This window comes from Rhizobium sp. Root149 (assembly GCF_001427345.1).
GTDB classification, from domain to species: Bacteria; Pseudomonadota; Alphaproteobacteria; order Rhizobiales; family Rhizobiaceae; genus Neorhizobium; species Neorhizobium rhizoryzae.
On sequence record NZ_LMGD01000023.1, the window covers coordinates 334,149 to 352,578 of the forward strand.

At 59.8% G+C, this 18,430-nt stretch carries 16 protein-coding genes; 8 read left to right on the plus strand and 8 right to left on the minus strand.

The genetic code is table 11. The features are described from left to right. Positions 1-7: 7 nt before the first annotated feature. Complete coding sequence (gene aepY, locus ASD54_RS21450) at positions 8-1,153, minus strand: phosphonopyruvate decarboxylase (RefSeq protein ID WP_062556601.1); 1,146 nt, start codon at positions 1,151-1,153, stop codon at positions 8-10. 345 nt (positions 1,154-1,498) lie between these two features. On the opposite strand from aepY, the gene ASD54_RS21455 reads away from it, so the two are divergent. From ASD54_RS21455 to ASD54_RS21475, 5 genes are all read left to right on the plus strand, one after another. Next, complete coding sequence (locus ASD54_RS21455) at positions 1,499-2,440, plus strand: DMT family transporter (RefSeq protein WP_082547323.1); 942 nt, start codon at positions 1,499-1,501, stop codon at positions 2,438-2,440. 199 nt (positions 2,441-2,639) lie between these two features. After that, positions 2,640-3,551: a LysR family transcriptional regulator gene (locus ASD54_RS21460; RefSeq protein ID WP_062556602.1), complete on the plus strand. Its 912-nt coding sequence runs from the start codon at positions 2,640-2,642 to the stop codon at positions 3,549-3,551. 128 nt (positions 3,552-3,679) lie between these two features. Next, positions 3,680-4,132, plus strand: coding sequence for a (2Fe-2S)-binding protein (locus tag ASD54_RS21465; RefSeq protein ID WP_062556603.1), 453 nt, complete (start codon positions 3,680-3,682; stop codon positions 4,130-4,132). Between the two features lie 14 nt (positions 4,133-4,146). Further along, positions 4,147-6,303 (plus strand): xanthine dehydrogenase family protein molybdopterin-binding subunit, encoded by a 2,157-nt coding sequence (locus tag ASD54_RS21470; protein ID WP_062556604.1) that lies wholly within the window; start codon positions 4,147-4,149, stop codon positions 6,301-6,303. Positions 6,304-6,305: 2 nt separating this feature from the next. Next, complete coding sequence (locus ASD54_RS21475) at positions 6,306-6,683, plus strand: cytochrome c family protein (RefSeq protein WP_062556605.1); 378 nt, start codon at positions 6,306-6,308, stop codon at positions 6,681-6,683. Between the two features lie 54 nt (positions 6,684-6,737). On the opposite strand, the gene ASD54_RS21480 is transcribed toward ASD54_RS21475, so the two are convergent. The 7 genes from ASD54_RS21480 to ASD54_RS21510 form a co-directional block, all read right to left on the minus strand. After that, positions 6,738-8,789 carry an SUMF1/EgtB/PvdO family nonheme iron enzyme gene (locus ASD54_RS21480; RefSeq protein ID WP_082547324.1) on the minus strand — a complete coding sequence of 684 codons (2,052 nt, stop codon included), beginning with the start codon at positions 8,787-8,789 and terminating at the stop codon, positions 6,738-6,740. Positions 8,790-8,802: 13 nt separating this feature from the next. Then, a complete protein-coding gene (locus ASD54_RS21485; protein WP_062556607.1) occupies positions 8,803-9,183 on the minus strand; it encodes a glyoxalase/bleomycin resistance/extradiol dioxygenase family protein in 381 nt (126 codons plus the stop codon). A 12-nt stretch (positions 9,184-9,195) separates the two neighbouring features. After that, positions 9,196-10,581 (minus strand): ABC transporter substrate-binding protein, encoded by a 1,386-nt coding sequence (locus ASD54_RS21490; protein WP_062556608.1) that lies wholly within the window; start codon positions 10,579-10,581, stop codon positions 9,196-9,198. 10 nt (positions 10,582-10,591) lie between these two features. Continuing rightward, positions 10,592-11,431: an ABC transporter permease gene (locus ASD54_RS21495; RefSeq protein ID WP_062556609.1), complete on the minus strand. Its 840-nt coding sequence runs from the start codon at positions 11,429-11,431 to the stop codon at positions 10,592-10,594. A gap of 4 nt (positions 11,432-11,435) precedes the next feature. Further along, positions 11,436-12,446 (minus strand): ABC transporter permease, encoded by a 1,011-nt coding sequence (locus tag ASD54_RS21500; protein WP_062556610.1) that lies wholly within the window; start codon positions 12,444-12,446, stop codon positions 11,436-11,438. A 109-nt stretch (positions 12,447-12,555) separates the two neighbouring features. Next, positions 12,556-14,118 carry an ABC transporter substrate-binding protein gene (locus ASD54_RS21505; RefSeq protein ID WP_062556611.1) on the minus strand — a complete coding sequence of 521 codons (1,563 nt, stop codon included), beginning with the start codon at positions 14,116-14,118 and terminating at the stop codon, positions 12,556-12,558. 151 nt (positions 14,119-14,269) lie between these two features. Further along, positions 14,270-15,142 (minus strand): rhodanese-like domain-containing protein, encoded by an 873-nt coding sequence (locus tag ASD54_RS21510; RefSeq protein WP_062556612.1) that lies wholly within the window; start codon positions 15,140-15,142, stop codon positions 14,270-14,272. Between the two features lie 293 nt (positions 15,143-15,435). On the opposite strand from ASD54_RS21510, the gene ASD54_RS21515 reads away from it, so the two are divergent. Genes ASD54_RS21515 through ASD54_RS21525 form a run of 3 tightly spaced genes read left to right on the plus strand, consistent with a single transcriptional unit; the run spans position 15,436 to position 18,397 of the window. Further along, the gene (locus ASD54_RS21515; RefSeq protein WP_062556902.1) at positions 15,436-16,089 is read left to right on the plus strand and encodes an aspartate/glutamate racemase family protein; all 654 of its coding nucleotides are present in this window, start codon (positions 15,436-15,438) and stop codon (positions 16,087-16,089) included. Positions 16,090-16,094: 5 nt separating this feature from the next. Next, positions 16,095-17,459, plus strand: coding sequence for an amidohydrolase family protein (locus ASD54_RS21520; RefSeq protein ID WP_062556613.1), 1,365 nt, complete (start codon positions 16,095-16,097; stop codon positions 17,457-17,459). Between the two features lie 11 nt (positions 17,460-17,470). Next, the gene (locus ASD54_RS21525; RefSeq protein WP_062556614.1) at positions 17,471-18,397 is read left to right on the plus strand and encodes a dihydrodipicolinate synthase family protein; all 927 of its coding nucleotides are present in this window, start codon (positions 17,471-17,473) and stop codon (positions 18,395-18,397) included. Positions 18,398-18,430 lie beyond the last annotated feature (33 nt).

Below are 18,430 nucleotides of genomic sequence, written 5' to 3' on the forward strand. Positions count from 1 at the left end.
ATCGGGCTCAGCCCGACTGGAGGTGAGCCCGGAAGCGCAGCATGTTTCCCATCGGCGTGGCTGAAGGCCTCGGCAATTGCGGCGGACTTCCGGGCGCTACATGGGCATGGATGGCAACCGGTCCTTCACCGGCTTGCAGTGCTTCTTCGAACGCGTCCGAAAAGTCAGTGATGCCGAAGGTTTCGAACACGCGTGGAAAACCGGTAAAGGCAGCGATCTGGGAGAAAGAAACGTTTTTCGCAACCGTCTCCTGCCCGCCGGTGGAATCGTGCACACCATTATCGAGAACGATATGGATGAGGTTATCGCCAGCATAGCTTCCGATCATGGCGAAAGCCCCCATCTGCATCAGCGCCGCACCGTCTCCATCGAGAACGACGATCTTGCGCTCTGTCGTGAGCGAGATGCCAAGGCCAACGGTGGAAGCAAGCCCCATGGAGCCCACCACGTAGAGATTGCGAGGGCTGTCATTGATCAGCAGAAGTTCGCGGCTCATCTTGCCGGTCGAGGACACGATTCCCGCCGTTTTGGGTGCATTTTTCTGAACCGTGTCGATGACGGACATACGGGTCGGAAAGGAAGACTCGGCGATCTCCATCGGGGCCTCTCGCCGGGCACTTCGGCAGTTCCGAATGCGGCCCTTGCTCTGCGGCTGGGGAGAAAACGTCTTTTCCTTGATGACGATAGCGAAGCTCTTTGCATTGCGAAAGCAATGATCTGCCTTGTCCAGCAGCATGTCGGCATTGCTGCCGTCGCGAGACAGGACCTCGAAAGGAATATCGAGCAATTTCAGCGTATCCAGCAGGATCCTGCCCATGGAATCATGCTGTGGTTCGTCGCCGGTACCGGGCTCGCCGCGCCAGCTGATCAGCAATAGCAAAGGTATGCGTTGAACGGCTATCAACGAGGTCAGCTCGTCGAATGCGTTTCCCAATCCCGAATTCTGCATGAAGACGACCGGTTTGCACCCGCCGATATAGGCACCGGCAGCAAGTCCTACGGCCAGACCTTCGTTGACAGCGCTGATGTAGCGCCAGTTATCCTCAAGCGTGAACTGATTGATGAGCGGACCCAATAGGGAGCATGGAACGCCGGTCGCAAAATCATATCCGCGCACTGAAAGTCTGTCCGTGATTTCGGAAGGGGTTATCATTCTCATCTCCGGGACGGAAAATCTAAAGGTTGCAGGTGTTTGCTGCCGAGTGTCATCGAACGGAAGAAGCCGCTCATGCAAACCAATGAATATAATCAATAAAATTTATGATCTCAAAATTCAGCCTCTCGCAGTGCGAGTATCGCCATGCGACCATAGATATTTTCTTCGTATTTAAAACGCAAGCCATGATAGTATCTGTGAAGCAGTGTTGTGGGAGAAGGGAACAATTTTTGATAGGTATTACTAAATGGATGCAACACGGATCAGCTTGATCGGATATGTGATCAACACCCATAAATTCTCCGATGAGCATGCCCGCTTCTCAGGGCTTGAGACCTTTGCATGAAACTCCACATCCGGGCAGAGATTTACGCGCTGCTGGCGGCGCTTGCCAATGGCACAATCGGACCGCTGAACCGCTTCGCCTTTCAGGGCGGCGCCAGTCACCACGAGGTTGCGTTCCTCAAATGCTCTGGGGCCTTTCTGGTTCTCTTTCAGTGGTGCCTGTTCCACCCTGCCCAACGCCGCATCCTTTTCGGTCTTGCGCGCCGGGCTCGTGCCTTTGCGCTTCTGAGCGCACTCGGCGTCTTCAGTCTCTACTTTTTCGAAACCTGGGCGTTTGCCGAGGCGAGTATCCCGCTCGTTTCCTTCCTGACCTACGCGGCGGGTGGCGGTACTTTGATCCTTTCGGTACTGATCCTTGGCGAACGCCTGACGCTCGCCAAGACGCTCGCATTCTTTGCCATCCTGGGCGGTGTGGGTGCCATTTTCATCTTCGAAGGACGCATCGCGGGCACTACATTGGGCATTCTTCTCGCTCTCGCCGGAGGACTTGGATACGCACTGTTTACCTTCTTTGCCAAGAAGCTCGAAATGGGCAGTGGCCTGCCGCATCTGGTCTGGCTGTTCAGATTCGGCAGCCTCTATCTTGCGGTGCCGTTGACGCAGCAGCCTCTGACGCCAGTGCCTGCCTCCGTAGTCTGGCCCATCGTGGCGCTCATCATCGTTCCAACCATTGGAGGATTTTGGTTCACGACGCGTGCGGTCCAGGAAGGCAACGCAGGAAGCGTCCAGATCATTGAAACGAGTGACCCACTCTTTGCATCCGGTTTCGCGCTGGTTCTTTTCAACGAGACTCTCGCAGCATCAGGCTGGGCTGGCGCCGCCCTGATCATGCTGGGCCTTCTTCTGGCACTTCGGCGCGATCCTCCTGTTCCAGCGCCTCAACCATCATTATCAGCTCGGCAAACATTGCCGCCGTGCCCGGCCCCGCCTAAGACCTGACTCCTGCCAAAGGAAGAATGTGGTCCCTGCAGATCGATTTCAGGGAAGAGAAGCTCGGAAGGCCTTTCAGCCTCTTCGAGACGTCAGTGCCGTCGCGGCAAACTGCACGAGGTCAAATTTCACTTGCGATCCGATACTGCTGCATCGCATGTATCGTATGGTCGGAATGATCGCAGCGCCGGGAAGTCGATGAGGAAGCATGGCTCGCCAGAACCCGTTTGATGGATTGGCTGAATTCCTCGCGGTCGCGAACAACAAGAGCGTTCGCAAAGCGGCCTTGGATCTCGAGGTCACGCCGGGAGCGATCAGTCAGGCACTGCAGAAGCTCGAGCGGCGACTTGGCACGCCGCTGTTTCACCGGACCACCCGACGCATATCGCTGACCGAGGCCGGGGAAGCGCTGCTTGCCGAGGTCGCCCCTGCCGCACAGGCTATCGAGGCAAGCCTGGATCAAGCCTCGGGCTCGTCCAGCGAACCTTCCGGGACTTTGAAGCTGCTCGTCGAACGCCTTGCCGTGCCGTTTGTCATCGAGCCGATCCTGCCCGAATTCTGTGCGGCATGGCCGAAGGTCAAGGTCGATATCACGGTCAGCAACCGGCATCATGATTTCGTGGCGGGCGGCTACGATGCTGGGATCATCATCGGGCCATATATCGCCCAGGATATGATCGCCGTGAGGCTGTCACCGCACTTCCACTGGGCTGTCTTCGGATCTCCCGACTATTTCCGCAAGCATGGCCGCCCCAGGGTCCCCGTGGACCTCGCCAGTCACAACTGCATCAGGTTTCGTCGGCCCGAGAAAGGCGATATCTACCGCTGGGAATTTTTGGAGAATGGACAAAACATCAGCATCGAGCCCAGCGGTCCCGTGACCGTCAACGATGGCGAGTTGATGCAAAGGCTCGCGGCACGCGGTCAGGGCCTGATCTACTCCTCGACCTATCATGCGTCACACCGGGTCGCTGCCGGGCAACTTGAACCCGTTTTGCTCGACTATTCGCCTGGCACGGATGGGTTGTTTCTCTACTTCACAAAGGCAGCCCAGACGCAACCGAAGCTGCGCGCCTTCATCGAGGCCTGTTCTGAGCTTAGACGCTCCTCAGCCGATTGATCCGCGGCTTCGGCAACCAGGTTCATTGTTTAGCTGGGCTATATAACAAGTGCAGGAAACGGCAGTTTATCCGCGCCAATAATCCAGCCATGTTCCGCCGGACGACAGGTCCTTAACGGAGCATACGCATGGCTTTTTCCATCACGATCAACGGGCAAACCCATACAGCCGATGTAGATGGTGACACGCCGCTGCTGTGGGTCATCCGCGACGTCATCGGCATGACGGGAACCAAGTTCGGCTGCGGCCAGGCGCTCTGTGGTGCCTGCACGATCCATATTGACGGTGTTCCGACCCGATCCTGCGTCACGCCCATTGACAGCATCGCCGAGAGCCGGATCACGACGATCGAAGCCCTGGAAACCCTGCCGCACGGGAAGGCGCTGCAGGACGCCTGGATAGAGCTGGAAGTCCCGCAATGTGGCTATTGCCAGTCGGGCCAGCTCATGTCCGCCGCTGCACTGCTGGCTGAAACGCCGCAACCAACCGATGCCGACATCGACAGCGCCATGTCCGGGAACGTCTGTCGCTGCGGAACCTATCAACGCATTCGTGCAGCCATCAAGCTCGCCAGCGCCTGAAAGGAGAAGAGATCATGTCGAACACCTTTTCTGCTCCCCGCCTGAACCGACGCAACTTCCTGAAGGCAAGTGCCGCACTTGGCGGCGGTCTTGTCGTCAACCTTGGATTTGCGGCAAATTCCCTGCTCGCGGCGCAAGAATTTGCACCAAACGCCTTCATCCGCATCGACCGCAGAGGCCTTGTCACCTTCGTCATGCCGCAGGTGGAAATGGGGCAAGGCATCTATACCGCACAGGCGATGCTGATTGCCGAGGAGCTGGATGTGTCCCTCGACGATGTGAGGGTAGAGGCTGCACCCGTGAACGAGGCGCTATACGGGCATCCCATGCTTCGGCGCCAGACGACTGGCGGATCGACCTCCATCCGCGCGTTCTGGACGCCGCTGCGAGTGGCGGGTGCGACGGCGCGACGGCTGCTGATGCAGGCCGCAGCCACGGAATGGAATGTCGACGTCGCGTCCTGTCGCACGCAGGATGGGTTCGTACTGCATCCGGATGGGCGGACCAGACGAGCCTATAGCGAACTTGTCGACAGGGCCGCCTCTCTCCCTCAGCCGCCAGACGAAGCCATCACGCTGAAACAGCCTTCCGACTTCAAGCTTCTGGGGACCGCAAGGAAGCGTCTCGACACGCGCGGGAAAACCAACGGCATGCTGAAATATGGCATCGACGCCCTTCCGGCCGGAACCAGAATTGCAGCCATTGCGATATCGCCCGTGCTGGGCGGCAAACCGATCTCCGTCAACCAGACGGCGGCCTTGGCGATCAAGGGCGTGCGGCAGGTCGTCATCACGGACGATTCCGTGGCCGTGGTCGCAGACCATACGGGCGCTGCCAAGAAGGGGCTGGAGGCTGCGGCCATCACCTGGGATGACGGTCCGAACCGAGCCGTGTCCCAGGTCGATATCCTCCGGCTGCTTGATGAAAAATCGCAGCAGGCGGGCGCCGTGGCGCGCAGCGAGGGCGATGTGGCAGCAGCACTTTCCGCCGCTGCAGTGCGGATCGATGCCGTCTATCAACTGCCCTTCCTTGCGCATACGGCGATGGAGCCGATGAACTGCACCGTTCATGTGCGCAACGATGCCTGCGAATTGTGGGTTGGGACACAGAACATGTCGTCCGCCAAGCAGGCCACGGCGGCGCTGACAGGCCTGCCGCCGGAGAAAGTCATCATCCATAATCACATCGTGGGCGGCGGCTTTGGCCGGCGGCTGGAGGTCGATGGCATTGTCCATGCGGTGAAGATCGGAAAGCAGGTCAAGGGCCCGGTCAAGGTTATCTGGAGCCGCGAGGAAGACATTCAGCACGGCTACTATCGACCCTATTATTACGACCGTCTATCCGGCGGCATCGATGGCGCGGGAAACCCCGTCGCCTGGAGCCACCGCATTTCTGGATCCTCGATCTTTGCTCGCATTGCGCCGGCTGCCATGCGCAACGGTGTGGACCCTGATGGCGTCGAAGGGGCGTCCCATCTTCCCTACAAGCTTCCGGCCATCCACTTGGAGTTCAAGCAGGTTGAGCCGCAGGGCGTGCTCACAAGCTGGTGGCGCGGTGTCGGGCCGTCGCACAACATCTTCGTAGTCGAGAGTTTCATCGACGAACTGGCCGCAGCGGCGAAGGTGGATCCGGTCGAGTATCGCATAAGGCTCCTCTCGGAGAACCCGCGCGCATTGAAAGTCTTGCAACTCGTTGCCGAAAAGGCGGGCTGGGGCAACGTGCTTCCCGAGCGGCAGGGCCGTGGCGTGGCGGTCCAGTTCGCCTTTGGCACCTATCTGGCCATGGTTGCCGACGTATCGGTGGCGAAAGACGGAACTGTTCGCGTGACACGCATCGTCACGGCGGTCGACTGTGGGCTGACGGTCAATCCAGATACGATCGCGGCCCAGATGGAAGGGGGAGCGCTCTATGGGCTCACGGCGGCGCTCTATGGTGCGATCACATTTTCAGAAGGCCGCGTCGAGCAGGGCAATTTCGACACCTATCTGCCGCTCCGCATCGATGAGGCACCGCATGTGGAAACGCATATCGTGCCAAGCGCCGAAGCGCCCGGCGGCATCGGCGAGGCCGCAACATCCGCCGTCTTTCCCGCCGTGACCAACGCCATCTTTGCGGCGACGGCCAAGCGCATCCGAACCTTGCCCATCAATCCGGAGGACTTGAAGGCGTGACCATGGAAAAAGCACTACGTTTGATCTCGTCTTTGGCCATGCTTGCTATCGCTGACCAGGCCGCAGCCGCCGGAACCGGCGACCCGGCTAACGGCCAGCGGCTGTTCAGCCGCTGTTCCGGTTGTCATTCGATCCAAGGCGACAACAAGTCAGGGCCAGCTCTGAACGGTGTGTTCGACCGGAAAGCAGCGGTTGTCGAGGGCTATAGCTATTCATCTGCGCTGGCGAACTCCGGCATTACCTGGACCGAGGACAGGCTCGACACCTACCTCGCGGGGCCGACACGCCTGGTGCGTGGAACCCGCATGACCATCAGCGTGTCCAAGGAGCAAGACCGCGCGGACATCATCGCCTACCTCAAGTCGCATGGTGGCTCTTAACATACACTTTCACATACGTCGAACTGCCGACAGCGCACTCGGTCAGTCCCGGTGTCATATTATCGGTGCGACGACGATGCGGAAGCCGTTGCCGCGCCAGAAGCCATCCGGCTCCAGACTGCCACGATAGGTGCAGCAGGCCTTCATCTGGCCGCTGCTAAAGCAGCCGCCACGCAGCACACGGCGAACGGCAGGCCCGGCATTGCTGTCCTCGCGGCCATCATTTTTATAAGGATAACGGAAGCTGGGTGTTGCCATGTCTTCTCCCCACAGCGTCGTGCACCATTCCCAGACCTGGCCCGCCATATCGTAGCAGCCATAGGGAGAGCGCCCCTTGGGAAAGAGCCCGACGGTGCAGGTGGTGTTGAAGCCCGCCTCTTCCGAATTGGAGGCATCGTCCTGCCATTCATGACCCCAGGGATAGATGATGGCCTGTCCCCGGTCAGGCTGATCGCCGCGTGCGGCCCGCTCCCATTCCGGTTCCGTCGGAAGACGCACGATTTCGGTCTCAGTGAGGCGCCCTTCGCGTCGCCAGACATCCGTCAACCAGGCACAAAAGGCATTGGCATCCCGCCATGTGAGATCCGTGGCGGGCGCACTTTGCCGCTCAGGCGAAAAGCCGTCCGGGCTTTGCCAGGGCCGGTTCGTGGCCCGGACGAATTGGCCATAGCGCCTGTTGGTCACCGGGTAGACGCCGATCCGGAAGGTGGCAACAGTCAATGCATGTGGAGGGGCGGAATTCGGGTGCGTATCGGAACCGAAGGTAAAGGAGCCAGCGGGCACGCTGGCCAGCGCTTCCAGATCGCGTGGGTCGCCCAGGGCTGAAAGCGCCCGTCCCGCCTGTTCACGCTCGCCGGGGGTCAAAGCCCCGGTCTCGACGATCTTCAGCAGTCTTTCGGCCAATGGCAGGTGGAATGCGCCGTCAGTTGAAAGCTCCGATGCCAGCAGAGCCCCTCGCAGCGAAGCATCGCCCTCGCCTTCCAGAAGATCGCCCACCAGTTCAGCAAGGATAGCCGTTCCGGAAAGCCGTCTGGCGAGGCTCCTCAGAACCGGAGCCCACAGCGGCGGATTGACTCGGAAAGCCGCAACGGCGGATTTCGGCGTCTGATCTGCCAGATGGCGAGCGGCCAGCAATTGCCGCACACGGGTGACAGGCATAAGGTCGGGCTCATCCAGTGTTCCGCAAAGGGCATCGGATGCGAGCCCGGACAGCAGCGTCGCAGTCTGCTTGTCCTTCGCCACATGCGCCAGCCACGCATCGGCAATCTCTTCGGCCGTCGTGCCATGGACGGAAGCGCTGAGCGCCATGGCGAACTGCGCCGGATTGGCCGCCGCCGAACCAAGAGCGATACCACTCGCCTCAACATCGAGCGCTGCAATGGTTCGCGCGGCGTCAATGCGCTGGGCCTTGAGAAGCGGCAGCAGCATGAAGCGCACGAACGGCGCTGGCGGCACCAGCCCAGCGCTTGCCTCCTTTTCAGCCAGAGCCAGGATTCGCAGGCGTGGATAAGCCGCCTGCATGTCAAGCGCCTCTTCGAGCAGCTTGGCCGAATTGGAACCTGCATTCTCCAGCGCATCCAGGATGATCAGCAATGTGGCAGAGGATGAAGACCAGGTATCGGACGCAAGAAGCGTCTCCAATCCGGGAGCGGCAACATCCACCAGCGCCTTCAGGCCGGTATCCTTTTGCGCCTGAAGATAGAGCGGCAGCACGTCGCCAGCATCCCAGATTTCTGCCTGACGCGCGCCCAGTTCGTTGCGCGCCAGCATGCGCGGCGTCTTGTCAGCGCGAGCGAGCGTGAGGCTCAGATGTCGGGCGAATGTCGTCTTGCCGCTGCCGGTTTCACCCATCAGAACGAGTGCGGCATGATTCCGGGCCATTTCGAGAGCGGAGAAATAGACCGGAGGCTCCGGTTCAGCCTGCTCGCGTAATTTGCGCAGTCCCTTGGCAGCCTTGTCCTCGACCGTGAAGTTGACGAGAAGCGGGATATAGCCTTCTGCAAGGCTCGCAACGTCTCCATCGGGACGCGCCATCAACGGGCGCGCGCCAAAGGCAAGGGCCTGCTCGAAAAGGGTCTTGCGCAAACGGTCCAGCGACATGCTCATTCCATTCGCCTCGTCAGAACAGCTTGGCGATATCGGGATTGTGAAACAGCTGGATCTCTATCGCGTAACCGGCTGGATCTTCAAAGAAGAAATGCTCGCAGAACCGTCCGCGCAGCAATTCGGAAAGACCGGGAACACCGGCAGCCTTCAGCTTTGCGTGCCAGCCCTCCACATCCTGCGCCACGATTGTCAGCAGGACGGCGCTTTTCTCCTGATGCTTCAGGTGACCGCGATTGCCGTCGACGATACCGAAATAGCATTTTCCGGCAATACGATAGATGCGGGCAAGACCCTGATCGAGGACCAGCTCAAGCCCCAGCACATTCTCATAGAACGGCGCGACGGCATGGATATCCTCATAGTAGAAGAAGGTGATCGAGTAGTCCTTTTCCATGATGGAAGCTCCTTAGCGGATAGTGAGGGTGCCCTTGTGATCGATGCCGAGGCCCGCAACACCGGGACTGGCGGCGAAGACATCGATCGGATGGACAATGTAGAGCCAGGGCGGATTGCGATGTAGCCGGGTCAGGCAACGCGCATAGGCCTCTTCGCGCGCCACATCGTCCACCGCCTGATTGGCGGCAGCGATAAGCTGCTCTGTCTCGGCATCGTCATAGCCCTGCCACCACACGGCCTGCGGCACGCTGGAAATCTTGTCATTCAGGATGCGGTACGAGCTGTGCGGCGAGGAATCGAAGATAGCCATATCGCCCATCTCCTTGCGACCGATCTGGCGGGCATATTCGGGCCGATCCAGCTCCGTCTCCACCTCGACCTTCAAGCCGACAGCCTCCAGCGAGGCCGCGACAAAGCGGCTGATTTCAGGCGCTCGCTCCGGCATGAAGGTGGGCGTGCGTAAATGAACGATGCCATCGGTATCTACCGTATCCAGCAGTCGGCGCGCCTTTTCCGTATCATAGGCGATTGGTGACAGACCTGCCTTCGCAGCCCCCAGATGAAACGGGCTGACGATGGTTGCGGAAGGCACGGCGAGCCCATGGAAGATGTCTGTGGCAATGGCTGCCGTATCAACCGCATGATTGACGGCAAGGCGTGCGTTCTCGTGGCGGAAAATGCCGTCCCGGCAGTTGAGATAATACATTACGGACAGTGTGTTGACGGCCTGCCCCCACCGGAACCTGGAATCCATCTCCAGTCGATGTTCCACCCGTTCCAGATTGAGCGCCGCATCGACAGTCCCGGCCTTCAGCAGGTCAAGCCGCGCTTCGGCGCACTTGCAGGCCGTGACCAGGATTTGATCCGGGCCTTGAGCCAGGGGCATTCGTTCCAGAACCGCAGTCTTGCCGGGCTCGAACTCCGCCACGCGGTAGCGTCCCGTCCCGAGGATCGGACGTCCTGCCCCATCGCGTCTGCAGATGTAGAATTCGGAGAAGATGTCGAGGATATCGGCAATTGGATAGGGATTGCGAACCTCGACAACACGCGGCGACGCGGCACTGATCGTGGCGTCCTTCAGATAGCGCGCGTAGGACCATTTCATCCCGAAGGTATCGACCGCCTGCAGGATTCCTTCGATAAACTCCAGAATATCGGCAGCGACGCAGGGTTTGCCATCATGAAAGGTCGCGTCCTCCCGGATCACGAACTGCCAGTGGCAGCCGTCCGGCGAATGCGTCCAGCTTTCAAACAGAGCGGGCCTGACAAAGCCATTGTCCCAGCGCAGAAGCGGCTCGAACACCAGATTCTTCAGGGTCAGGACGCTCGTATCGTCCGTCACGCGATCCGGCGGCAGAAAATCGATCTTCTCGAGCGTGATGCGCAGTTTTGTCATGGGTAATGGTCTATTCCAGTTCACTGCGGCGGCGCGGGTTGAACCAGTCCGCAAGCGAATCGCCGATCAGGTTGAAGGATAGAACGGCGAGCAGGATCGCCATCCCGGGCGCCAGCGCCACCCAGGCGGCACCGCGGACATATTGGAGATTGGCAGAAACATCGGCGCCCCACTCTGCCATGGGCGGCTGTGCGCCAAGCCCGAGAAAACCAAGGCTTGCCGTCTGAAGAATGGCGCTGCCGAGAGCGAGCGTGGACTGCACCAGAAGCGGCCCAAGCCCGTTGAGGAATATGTAGCGCAACAGAATACGATGACTGGGCAGCCCCAGCGAGATGGCGGCTTCAACATAGGGCTTGACCGAAATGCTCAGCGCCTGACTGCGCGCCACGCGGGCAAACTGCGGAGCAAGCGTGATCGCGACTGCCAGCATGGCGTTCTGCAGGCTGGGCCCAAACGCCGCAGAAAGCGCAATGGCCAGAACCAGCGCGGGAAAGGCAAGAATGGCGTCGACAATGCGCATGATGACATTGTCCAGCCAGCCCCCGGCAAAACCTGCAAGCATTCCGAAAAATACACCGACGCCAAAGGCGATTGCCACGACGCCGACGCCGATCGCCAGCGTTGCACGGCCACCATACATGATGCGCGTCAGAACATCGCGTCCAAAGGCATCCGTCCCAAGCCAATGATCGAGACTCGGTGCGGCGAGCTTGTGGAGGATATCGAGCTTTGTGGGCGAATAGCCCGTGAGGGACGGACCCACCGTAATGAGGCCGATCAGAGCCACGAGGATGACAAGCCCGACAACGGCAAGCGTATTGCGACGCAGGAAAAGCACGACGTCCTTCATCGTCTCACCCCATCTTCCGGCGAATGCGAGGATCGAGAATGCCGTAAAGCACATCGACGATGATGGAGGTCAGCACGAACAGCAGCGCGAAGACCAGCGTCGTACCCTGAATGACCGGATAGTCGCGGTTCTTGATCGCCTCGAACATGTAACGTCCAATCCCGGGCCAGGCGAAGATCGTCTCCGTCAGGATCGCCCCGCCCAGCATTTCCGCGAATTTGAGACCAATGATGGTGACCGCTGGCAGAAGCGAATTCCGCAGACCATGGTTCAGCACGACCTGCCGATTGCGCAGCCCCTTGGCCTTGGCCGTGCGAATGAAGTCCTCGCCCATCACATCCATCATCGTATTGCGCACGAAGCGACCGAGCGTTGCCGCGAGAAAGGCAGCGAGGACCGCGGTCGGGAGAATGAGATGCTGGATGGCGCTCAGCGCCCCCTGCACATTGCCTGTCAACAGGCCATCGAGAATGACGAAGCCTGTCACGTGTTCGATCGGCAGATAGGGGCTGACACGTCCGGATACCGGCAACCAGCCAAGACTGGTGGCAAAGATCAACTGCAAGATCAGCGCCAGAAGGAAAGCGGGCATCGACACGCCGATGAGGGAAACGAGGCGGGTCACATGGTCGAACATCGAATTCGGGCGGACGGCGGACAGGACGCCGATCGGGATTCCGACGATGACAGCCACGATGACAGCCAGAACCGAAAGCTCGATCGTGGCTGGCAGGCGCTGCAGGATCTCCGCAGCGACGGGCTGGCCGGTCTTCAGCGAATAGCCAAAATCACCAACGAAGAGGCCGACGACATAGTGGTAGAATTGTAGAAGAACCGGCTGATCGAGGTCCAGCTGGGCGCGCAGAGCCTCGATCTGATCCTGCGTCGCACCGGGCCCCAGCAACGTGGTTGCGGGATCGCCGGGAATGATCCGCACCAGCGAAAAGACGATGACGAGGACGATGCACATGACCGGTATCAGGGCGATCAGGCGGCGGATGATGAAACTCGCCATATGTGGCTCTCACTCTTTTCCTGCCGGCCGCCATAATGACTGGGGAGCATTAAGCTGCCGCATAGGGTTTGCGTCGGCAACCTGATGGCCGCCGACGCCCGATAGCATCCTACTTCTTGGAGACCGACCAGTATTCGTTGAGCGGCGGAGCGCTGTTGACCACCAGTCCCTCGACATTGGCGCGGGCAAAGACGATCAGCTTCGGACTGAACAGGTAGGCACCGGGAACGCGCTTGGCGATTTCTTCCTGGATGGTGAAATAGAGCTGCTTGCGCGCCTCCATGTCCGGCGTCTGCTGCGCTTTCAAAATAAGGTCGTCGAGCGCCTTGTCCTGCGGCATGCGGAACGTCATGGCCGTGTTGGCAAGCGAAGAGAGGTAACCGATGGTGATATGCGCATCGGGATCGTTGTACCAGGGCTGGCGGCCATCCAGCGCCACGTCGAACTGGCCAGAGGTCTGGAGCGTCCGAAGCGCCGGGAACTCGGTCTGCTCGATCGTCGCATTGATACCGATATCAGCCAGATTGGCCTGAACGAAGGTGGCTACCGCACCCCAGAGCGGGCCTTGGAAGCTGTAGAGTTTCAGGTTCAGCGAAGAAGCCTTGATGCCTGCCTCTGCAAGCAGCTTCTTGGCAAGCTCGGGATCGTATTTCGGTGCCAGTTCCTTCATCTTGGGATTGAAGGCCCAGCTGTTTGATGTCAGCGGTCCGTAGACCCGCTCTGCCGTTCCGCCGAAGACACCCTGAAGCAGACCGTCATAATCAATGGCATGGGCGATGGCCTGGCGGGCTTTCAGGTTCGAGAAGGGACCGTCGGTCTTGCTGTTGTTGAATTCCAGCTGGCGGATGATCTGGCTGGATGCCTCCAGCACCTTCAGATCCTTGTTGGCCTTCAGCGCCTCGATGTCCTGAGCTGCAATGGCCGATAGCTGGCCCTGTTGCTGCACGATATCGACGCCGCCGCCTTCCAGTTCGAGACGGCGCGTGGAGGCATCGGGAATGACGCGATAGATGATCTGCGACAGCTTTGGCGCGCCGCGGAAATAGTTCGGGTTCGCCTCAAGCACGACATTGGTATCGGCCTGTGCGCTCTTGAAGGCAAAGGGGCCGGTTCCGACCGGATTGGAGGCAAACTTGTCGCCGTATTTTGCAACAGCTGCGGGGCTGACGATGCCCGCTTGCGGTTGCGCCAGAATGGAAAGGAAAGCCGGATAGGCGGCAGACAGCGTGATCTTGAGTTCCGTCGGCGAGACAACCGTGATCTCCTTGATGAGATCGAACGTGGCCTTCACGTAGGGATTGGTGGCCTTTGTGCGCTCCAGCGAAAACTTGACGGCCGCCGCATCGAAGGCGGTTCCATCCTGGAATTTCACACCCTCGCGCAGCTTGAAGTCGAAGACCTTGCCGTCATCGGAAACGGTCCAGCTCTTGGCAAGGCGCCCCTCGAGAACCTTGAAGTCCGGTGCCGTCCAGGCAACCAGCGTGTCGAAGACATTGAGAATGATCTCACTGCCGATCGGCTCTGCCTTGTTCGTGCCCGGCTCAAGCGCAACCGGATCCGAAGGCACCGCCACGACAAGCGTTTTCAGTTTGGCATCGGCTTGCGCGAAAGCCGCCGAACCGAGCAGTGGCAAAACTGCCGCCGCCACTACAATCCCATTCCAGATCTTCATTGGTGCACCCCTTCGTTTCGCCGATGGACAGACGCTCTGACGGCGGAGAGGCCGTCGAACTCCTGTAGTATATTACGAAATATATCATAGCTAATAGCCGTGTAAAGCCCGAATGGCGCGCATTTGACCAAACTCGACATATGCCTAGAATTTATGCTGGCCCGCTATCCGGATAGGCACCCACCACCACGGGACGTGTCGGATCGCTCACCCAGGCGGACCAGGAACCCGGATACATCGCAGCGGAAATTCCGATAGAGGCAAGCGCCAGCACCGTATGCGCCGCAGACATTCCCGCCCCGCAGTAAACCCCGACAGGCCTCTGCCCATCGACCCCTAGCGCCGCAAACATCTGCACGAGGGTGGCAGGATCCGTGAAGTTCCCATAGTCGGTGACATTGTCAGGGGCTGGCGCACTGATGGCGCCGGGAATGTGCCCGCGCGGCGGCTGACCTTCGGCCACTGGCCCGCCAATGTAATTTGGTCGTATGCGCGCATCGAGGAGTACGCCCTCCCGCGCCAGTTTCACGGCATCGTCCGGCCCGAATTGCGGCATATGGCCAGCGCTTAGGACGATGGCGCTAGGGACAGGCTCGACGGCCTCCGCCGTTGTCGGCAAGCCGGCAGAAATCCAGGCAGGAAAGCCACCATCCAGCACCCGCACATCGGGTAGCCCGGCCCATTTGAGCACCCACCAGGCGCGTGCAGCCGTCATGCTGCGGTCCGCGTCATAGATCACCACCGGACGCTCGGCCAGCAGCCCCCAGGCTCTGGCGCGCGCCTGCAGCGCTTCGATCTTGGGCAGGGGGCGCTGCCCCTCCTGCGCAGACGCAGGCGATTGGAAATCTTCATAGGCTTCGGTATCGATTGCGCCGGGAATTCTCTGGCCCGTAAACGATGGCCGTCCGGTATAGGGATTGATCGACTGTACCGCGAGAACGGTCACCTCCTCGTCACGACGCTGCCGTTCGTAGAGTTGGTGCGGTGTAAGCAGAACGCTGCTGCGGATCTCATCCGTTGTCATTTGCACACTTGCCCCTCAACCCTGTCGTCGTCCATCTCGTTCTGCCGCACTGCATCATAATCCTATATGCGAGCATGCTGAAAGGCTTGGCATATAAAAATATATTACGTAGTATATTAGAAGTTTTTTGCTTGACCGGAGCTGTGCCAAAACCTCGGGCTCGTGCGCTCGGTGAGAACCCCGCGGATTTCCACTGGCGTGTCCATTGATCCGCTTTGACACCAAATCATCTGTAATATATTACGTGATATACCTAGTATGCAGAATCCGACGTGCGCCGCGGGAGTGAAAGCTTGTCCACTATTCTGGTCATCAATCCCAACAGTTCTGTTTCCGTTACGCAATCCATGCAGGCCTGTCTTGCACCCTTGAAGGCGTCAACAGCCCACAATATCGAATGCATCGAGCTTGCAAAGTCGCCGCCCGGCATCGAAACCGACGCCCATGTGGCCGAAGTCATCCCCAACATTCTGGACGCTGTCGGCAGCAGCGACGCCGATGCCTTCGTGCTGGCGTGCTTTTCGGATCCAGGGATTGATCGCGTGCGGGCTGCAACCACCAAGCCGGTGCTCGGGATTGCGGAATCGGCCTATCTGACGGCTCTTTCACTAGGTCGCCGTTTCGGCATCATTTCGCTGGGGCCGTCCTCCATTGCGAGGCACCTGCGCTATCTGGAGGCCTTGCACCTGCATCATCGTCTGGCCGCAGACCGCTCGATCGACATGACCGTCGCCCAGCTGATGGCGACCGATGTCGTGGAAACCGTTGCCCGGACGGCGCGCTTGTTGCTGGACCAGGACGGGGCTGATGTCATCATTCTCGGATGCGCCGGCCTTGGGTCCTACCGCGCGAAGCTGCAGGAAACGCTCGGCATTCCGGTCATCGATCCGGTGCAGGCGGGCGTGGCGCTTGCGGCTAACCATCTTGATCTCTCCTACAAAAGGTAACACCCATGGGTTTCGATCTCATCCTGCGTGGAACCGCGGTTCTTCCCGATGGCCCTCTGGAAAATGCCTGGATCGGCATTTCCGCTGGCAAAATTGAAGCCATCGGCACCAGTGAGCCGCCCTCGGACGCACAGGTCCATGATTGCGGCGACGAGCTGATCCTGCCCGGCATCATTGACGGCCAGACGCATGCCTGCAGCTATGGCGGACTGCCCGGCATCCGCTCCACCACGCGCTCGGCCATCGCCGGCGGCATCACCACCATCGTCGACATGCCCTATGACAATCCGGCACCTCTCAATGACCTGCAAAGGCTGAAGGAGAAAGTCGAAGCCATCGAGCAGCATGCCCATGCCCATGTGGCGCTCTATGGAACCGTTCTGCCCGGCCAATCGATGGAGGATGTCGCGTCGCTGATCGACGGTGGCGTTGTTGCCTTCAAGATCTCGACCTTCGAAAGCAGCCCGACCCGGTTTCCGCGCATATCGTCGGATCAGATATTGCGTCTTTTCCACGCCCTCGCCGATACCCCGCTGCCGCTCGGTGTCCATAATGAGGATCAGGAGATTGTGCGCGCCTATATTGCAGCGGCAAAGGCCGCCGGACAGAACGGCATACAGGCCCATTCCGCCAGCCGCCCTCCCGCCGCCGAGCTTGCGGCGACGGCGCAGTTTCTGGAGCTTGGTGCCTCAGCCGGTGCCCATGCCCATATTGTTCACCTGACAACAGCGCGCGGCTTCCAGCTGGTAGACAACTATCTGGCAGATGGTTTCCGCGCGACAGGCGAGCTTTGCGTTCACTATTTGTGGTTCGATCCGGAGCGCGATGGCGAGGAACTGGGTGCCCGCATGAAGGTCAATCCGCCCATTCGCCCTGGCCAGATCGAGCCCTTGTGGGAGGAAGTCGTATCTGGCCGCGTCGCCTTCGTCAGTTCGGACCATTCCAGTTGGCCGATCGACAACAAGTTTACAGACTCCATCTTCGACGCCGGTGCAGGCGTTCCGGGCCTTGAGACACTGTTGCCTGCCTTCTACACCGCCGCCGATGAACGCGGTTTCGATGCCGCGGCAATGACCGTGGAACAACTGTGTGAGCGGCCAGCAAAGTTCTTCGGTCTTTGGCCGCAAAAGGGCGCGATCCGGATTGGATCGGATGCGGATCTGACCGTCGTCAGCCGGACGCCACAGATCTGGAACGCGCAGAACGCCCATGATGACCTGAACTGGAGCCCGTTTGACGGTCGTCGCTTCAACATCACCGTCAGCCGGACCTATCTCTCAGGCGAACTCGCCTTCGACGGACAAGACATCCTCAACCAGCCCGGCGACGGACACTATGTGCGCCGTGGTCAATCCCATTGGTTCGAATAGGAAATTTTTCGATGGCACATATCACGTCAAGCTCCAGAGGCGTTTTCGTCATTGCCGTGACGCCGTTCCTGGAAACAGGTGCGCTCGATCACGACAGTATCGATCGCATGGTCGATTTCTACGCGGAGAAAGGTGCCGACGGGCTGACCATTCTGGGAATGATGGGCGAGGCACCGAAACTTACGCAGGCAGAATCGATTGAGGTCACGCGGCGAACTTTGGCGCGTGCTGGTAATATGCCCGTCGTCGTGGGTGTTTCGGCCCCCGGTCTCGCCGCCCTTGGCGAATTGACCGGTGCCGTGATGGATCTGGGTGCCGCTGGCGTCATGGTTGCGCCGCCCTCATCGCTGCGCACGGACGAGCAGATCATCGGCTATTACCGAAACGTGGTGGAGACCGTCGGGAAAGACGTTCCGGTGGTGCTGCAGGACTTTCCGCTTTCAACCGGCGTGCAGATTTCCACGAAGACGCTGCGCGTCATCTTCGAAGCCCATCCCAGCATCGTCATGCTGAAGCACGAGGACTGGCCGGGACTGCAGAAGATCTCGGATCTGCGTCAGGCCGAGACGGAAGGCAGTCGTCGTGTCTCCATCCTGTGCGGAAATGCAGGCGCCTTCCTGCCGGAAGAAATGCGTCGTGGTGCCGACGGCGCCATGACGGGCTTTGCCTATCCCGAAATGATGGCGAACGTCGTGCGCCTCAGCAATGAAGGCAGGCATGAAGCGGCGCAGGATGTATTCGATGCTTACCTGCCTCTCGTGCGCTATGAACAGCAGCCGGGCATCGGCCTTGCGGTCCGTAAGTATGTGCTTGCCAAACGCGGCGCGATTGGGAGCGCGGCCCAGCGCAGGCCAGGTGCTGGCCTGAATGCTGCGGCCATTGCCGAAATCGAAATGCTGATCGCGCGGCAGACCCAAAGGCTCGAAACTCTTGCTTGAGAACATGCTTTACTAACATATTCCGGATGGCGT

What these genes read in the sequence shown, in the direction of transcription:
- aepY (WP_062556601.1), bottom strand. Translation starts at nt 1,153, where the DNA reads ATGATAACCCCTTCCGAAATCACGGACAGACTTTCAGTGCGCGGATAT.
- ASD54_RS21455 (WP_082547323.1), top strand. Translation starts at nt 1,499, where the DNA reads ATGAAACTCCACATCCGGGCAGAGATTTACGCGCTGCTGGCGGCGCTT.
- ASD54_RS21460 (WP_062556602.1), top strand. Translation starts at nt 2,640, where the DNA reads ATGGCTCGCCAGAACCCGTTTGATGGATTGGCTGAATTCCTCGCGGTC.
- ASD54_RS21465 (WP_062556603.1), top strand. Translation starts at nt 3,680, where the DNA reads ATGGCTTTTTCCATCACGATCAACGGGCAAACCCATACAGCCGATGTA.
- ASD54_RS21470 (WP_062556604.1), top strand. Translation starts at nt 4,147, where the DNA reads ATGTCGAACACCTTTTCTGCTCCCCGCCTGAACCGACGCAACTTCCTG.
- ASD54_RS21475 (WP_062556605.1), top strand. Translation starts at nt 6,306, where the DNA reads ATGGAAAAAGCACTACGTTTGATCTCGTCTTTGGCCATGCTTGCTATC.
- ASD54_RS21480 (WP_082547324.1), bottom strand. Translation starts at nt 8,789, where the DNA reads ATGAGCATGTCGCTGGACCGTTTGCGCAAGACCCTTTTCGAGCAGGCC.
- ASD54_RS21485 (WP_062556607.1), bottom strand. Translation starts at nt 9,183, where the DNA reads ATGGAAAAGGACTACTCGATCACCTTCTTCTACTATGAGGATATCCAT.
- ASD54_RS21490 (WP_062556608.1), bottom strand. Translation starts at nt 10,581, where the DNA reads ATGACAAAACTGCGCATCACGCTCGAGAAGATCGATTTTCTGCCGCCG.
- ASD54_RS21495 (WP_062556609.1), bottom strand. Translation starts at nt 11,431, where the DNA reads ATGAAGGACGTCGTGCTTTTCCTGCGTCGCAATACGCTTGCCGTTGTC.
- ASD54_RS21500 (WP_062556610.1), bottom strand. Translation starts at nt 12,446, where the DNA reads ATGGCGAGTTTCATCATCCGCCGCCTGATCGCCCTGATACCGGTCATG.
- ASD54_RS21505 (WP_062556611.1), bottom strand. Translation starts at nt 14,118, where the DNA reads ATGAAGATCTGGAATGGGATTGTAGTGGCGGCGGCAGTTTTGCCACTG.
- ASD54_RS21510 (WP_062556612.1), bottom strand. Translation starts at nt 15,142, where the DNA reads ATGACAACGGATGAGATCCGCAGCAGCGTTCTGCTTACACCGCACCAA.
- ASD54_RS21520 (WP_062556613.1), top strand. Translation starts at nt 16,095, where the DNA reads ATGGGTTTCGATCTCATCCTGCGTGGAACCGCGGTTCTTCCCGATGGC.
- ASD54_RS21525 (WP_062556614.1), top strand. Translation starts at nt 17,471, where the DNA reads ATGGCACATATCACGTCAAGCTCCAGAGGCGTTTTCGTCATTGCCGTG.